General features: G+C 41.3%; 4 protein-coding genes. 1 reads left to right on the top strand and 3 read right to left on the bottom strand.

The features are described from left to right. Positions 1-2: 2 nt before the first annotated feature. Together DBR11_RS19875 and DBR11_RS19870 are read right to left on the bottom strand one after the other, a co-directional pair. The gene (locus tag DBR11_RS19875) at positions 3-554 is read right to left on the bottom strand and encodes an RNA polymerase sigma factor (protein ID WP_108554368.1); all 552 of its coding nucleotides are present in this window, start codon (positions 552-554) and stop codon (positions 3-5) included. Positions 555-617: 63 nt separating this feature from the next. After that, positions 618-2,090, bottom strand: coding sequence for an MFS transporter (locus tag DBR11_RS19870; RefSeq protein WP_108554367.1), 1,473 nt, complete (start codon positions 2,088-2,090; stop codon positions 618-620). Between the two features lie 87 nt (positions 2,091-2,177). On the opposite strand from DBR11_RS19870, the gene DBR11_RS19865 reads away from it, so the two are divergent. Beyond that, positions 2,178-3,026: an AraC family transcriptional regulator gene (locus tag DBR11_RS19865; protein WP_108554366.1), complete on the top strand. Its 849-nt coding sequence runs from the start codon at positions 2,178-2,180 to the stop codon at positions 3,024-3,026. On the opposite strand, the gene DBR11_RS19860 is transcribed toward DBR11_RS19865, so the two are convergent. Next, the gene (locus DBR11_RS19860; protein WP_199233898.1) at positions 2,998-3,828 is read right to left on the bottom strand and encodes a glycoside hydrolase family 16 protein; all 831 of its coding nucleotides are present in this window, start codon (positions 3,826-3,828) and stop codon (positions 2,998-3,000) included. The two genes, DBR11_RS19865 and DBR11_RS19860, sit on opposite strands and share 29 nt — an antisense overlap. Positions 3,829-4,056: the final 228 nt, after the last annotated feature.

Raw genomic sequence — 4,056 nt, 5'->3', positions numbered from 1 at the left:
ATTTAGTAATTAATAAATTCCTGATATAAATTTTGTAAGCGGCTGCGCAGGTGTTTCACCGCATAACCCTTTCTGGAAATCAAAGTTTTGATGTTTTCACCTGTCTCCTCTGCAAGTTCCTGAAAGGTACGCTCTTCCAGTTCATTTTGAATAAATACATACCGCTGATTTTCGGGCAGTTCCTCCAGCGCCAGAAAAAGCTGATCCCAGAATAGCTTTTTAAGACTCTCGTCTTCCGGTGTATCAGATTCAGCCAATAAGATCTCTTTAAAACTGATTTCACCATCTTCGTCCTCATAACTCAGATCTTCGAGCAGTTCATCTTTCTGTTTACGGTACTTATCAGTAATTTTGTTCCGGGCAACCCGGTACAACCAGCCACTGATCTGCTCAATCGCATCTACCTCCGGCTGATTACTCAGCTGATACCATACATCCTGCAAAATATCTTCCGCATCCTCATCCGTATGCACACGGCCACGGATAAAACCGAACAGACGTTTTCCATAATCTGCAACCGCACGGATGATATTTTGTGAATCTTTTTTCGGCACTACTTATTGTTTATTAAGTGAGTAAACGAATGAGAATCAATATTACTTTAAATTCATTGGAATTTATTCTTTTTTAAATATCAAATAACTCACTACGGCCAAAACCAGCACTCCAATACTGCTAAACAGCGTAACCAGATCAAAACCATGCACCAACGCAGCATGTGCTACACCACCAGAAACATTTCCTGTAGCTATTTTTTCGGCCATGGCCTGTAACTGCGCTTCTGTATAAGAAGCTGAAAGTGCGTTTTTCAAATGAGAAAAAATACCAGAGATCAAAATGAAGCCCATTAGTGCGATATTGATGGCCAGTGTAATTAACCGCGCACTCATATCAATACCAGATGCCATACCTGCACGGTTAGACGATACCGAGCCTGTAGTGGTGTTGGTCGTTGGTGTATTCGTTAAGCCAAGCCCGATACCTGCTACAAGCGACCCCGGAAGCATCGTTAACCAGCTACTTTGCTCGGCACGGATGCCATAACGCATCAGCAGAAAACCGATACCAATGGTAAAAAGACCAAAAGGAATAACCACACCAGGCCTGTATTTCACCGACATCTTTTCTGCCAGCGGAGGAAAAACCAATGTAGGCAACGTATAGGCCAGCAGCGATACTCCGGCTAGAATAGAATCATAGCCAAGCCCGCTTTGAAAATAAATAGGCAGATAGATCATAAATGGCCAAAAGGCGAAATTCATTCCCGCAGAAGCCACAATAGCGCCCGAGAAATTGCGGATACGGAATACCGAAAAATCAAACATAGGATGCTGACTTATTTTTTCCACGTAGAGAAAAACACAGAAACTCAGCACCGATAGGATCAGAATACCGATCGCTGCCGTACTTGTAAATCCGAGATCAGGACCTTGTGTAATAAAATAGATCAAGGCAAAAACCGCAGCAGACAAGGAGATCGTTCCCCATATATCCAGGCGCTGCGCATAGGGATTCCTGGATTCTTCCACCCCACCAAACAACAATAGCAGCGTGATGGCGCTTAAAGGAAAGTGCACCAGGAAAACCCATTTCCAGCTGGCAAAAGCAACAATCATCCCGCCAATAATGGGCCCGAAGCCCAAACCGATTCCAAAAATAACACCCCATACAGCAAAAGCTCTGCTCCGCTCCTTACCTGCCCGGAATTGATGAGATAAAGTGGCGATTTGACAAATCAACATGGTACCCGCTCCTATACCCTGTAGAAAACGGCTCACAATTAATACAGGCATCCCCTGTGCCAGCCCGCAAATCAATGAAGTGAGGCCAAATAAAACTAAACCAATAACGAAGATACGCTTGCGGCCATAGCGGTCGGCCAAGGTACCCGCAGCCATTAAAACAGTAGTACAAGCAATAGTATAGGCATTCATAACCCATTGAACATCTTTAAAATCTCCATAAAGTACCTTTTCAAGTGTAGAAAGGATCACAGGAACACTGGAAATTTCCAGGCCAAACATTAAAGAAGACAAGGAAATAGCAGCAAGAGCAAGGGTGTTTTTTTTAATACGAAAAACAGATTTCATTTTTAAACAGAATTAATTTCCCAAAAATAGACCGATTTTACACCAAAATATCGGTTCATTTCAATGATAAAATGGTAATTTTGTGATATGGTAAAGGAAAATATCCATCAATGTGTTGAGGTCGAATATCTGAAGGTCGACTCTTGTCCTATCGGAAACAAGCAATATAGTTTCTTTGAAATGAACTATATCATTTCAGGGAGCGGCCAGCTGATCCTCAACGCTAACAAAATGGCTTACCGCGCAGGAAACTTGTTGTTGCTTACCCCAAATGATCACCATGCATTTGAGATATCCACAACTACAGAATTCCTTCTGATCCGCTTTAACAGCAGTTACATACAGGAATACCAGTGGAAGAACATTCATCATATGGAGTGCCTGCTGTATTATGCCACTCACTTATCGGGTTGTGTGATCCATGATAAAGCAGACGGAGTTTTAGTAAAACAAATTGTAGAATCCATCCTGGACGGGATCAACAGCAGCAACCTCTATTATGAAGACCTGAACCTCCATTTTATTAATGCCTTGATTGTTATTGCTGCAAGAAATATCTCTAAAATCAGGCCTCCTCATCTGAAAGTAAACACAGATAAACGCATTGTAGAAATCATTAATCACATCCAGAACAATATTTATTGCCCTCCAAAACTAACGGCCCTGGCTATGGGCGAGGCCTTTGACATATCCGAAACTTATCTGGGAAGTTATTTTAAAAACCATTGTGGAGAGACCATTCAGCAATACATCTCCAGCTACAGGATGAGGCTGATCGAACATCGTTTAAAATTCAGCGATAGAAGAATCAATGAAATTGCCGCCGAATTTGGTTTTTCGGACGGCAGTCATCTCAATAAGCTTTTCAAAAAACACAAAAAAATGAGTTTAACTGCTTACAGAAAAACTATTGGTAAACCTTTACCCAGTCAATAACCATCTGTACGGGCAACTGATCGGGTTGTACCTTTCCTACCCAACTACCACCCAGCTGCTGGTCGATCATTACATAAAAAGGCTGATCATAAGGCCATTGGCTGGCATCGACACCGGTGATGCGGGGATAGCGGAAAGCTTCTACTCCATTTAAAGTAAACACCAGTTTATCCGGATACCATTCCAATCCAAAAGTATTAAATTCGTTGATGTCTAGCTTCCCTTTTCCGGAATGCGGCGGTTTATCTGTTTGTTTCAAGTTGAGCGTATAATAGGAATGCGTGGTTTGATAAATGATGTCATCAAAGTTAAGGTGCTCCATAATATCGATTTCTCCATTCTTAGGGTATTTGCCATACTTATCTTGCTCCGCAAGCATCCACATGGCCGGCCATGAACCTTGCGCACACCCCAGTTTCGCACGAATTTCAATTTTGCCATACTGAAAGGCAAATTTGCCTTTAGTGTACACTCCCCCGGTCAAAAAAGGTCTGTGATCTTTTAAAGTATCTGGGTTTCGGATTCCCTTAAGATATAATTTTCCATCTGCCTGAGTATAACAACCAGGATGATTACTCATATGCTTATCCCAGTCACTTTTACCCGCTGGAATTTTGCTCCATTTACTGGTATCAATTGCAGAGCCATTAAAATCATCTTCCCACACCAGCTTCCATTTGCTGTGCACCCTTCCCTCTTTCTGAATATAGACATACTTATTTTCAACTACAGAAGGTAACACTTTACAGGAAGCCAATAAAACTGCAGCACAACAGAGAACATTTATAAATTTAGTCATCATCTTTTTAATAAAAAATAAACAGGCAATCGCTATTAAAATCAAATATAATATTCTCTGATGTCCATTACTATATTAAAAGCAGTTTTATACTTAAAAACCAAAGCCTGATGAATGTCGATCGTCAACGCAAGGTCACATCCCCGAATGTTCTGGCATGGATACATGGGTAAAATATGCAAAAAGCATGTTACAGTGATCTTAAGTGGATATAAATCACTACTTTAGTTC

It is taken from the genome of Pedobacter sp. HMWF019, assembly GCF_003061025.1.
In the GTDB taxonomy this organism is placed as follows: Bacteria; Bacteroidota; Bacteroidia; order Sphingobacteriales; family Sphingobacteriaceae; genus Pedobacter.
This window is presented reverse-complemented; position numbering and strand designations above follow the sequence as displayed.

What these genes read in the sequence shown, in the direction of transcription:
- DBR11_RS19870 (WP_108554367.1), bottom strand. Translation starts at nt 2,090, where the DNA reads ATGAAATCTGTTTTTCGTATTAAAAAAAACACCCTTGCTCTTGCTGCT.
- DBR11_RS19865 (WP_108554366.1), top strand. Translation starts at nt 2,178, where the DNA reads ATGGTAAAGGAAAATATCCATCAATGTGTTGAGGTCGAATATCTGAAG.
- DBR11_RS19860 (WP_199233898.1), bottom strand. Translation starts at nt 3,828, where the DNA reads ATGATGACTAAATTTATAAATGTTCTCTGTTGTGCTGCAGTTTTATTG.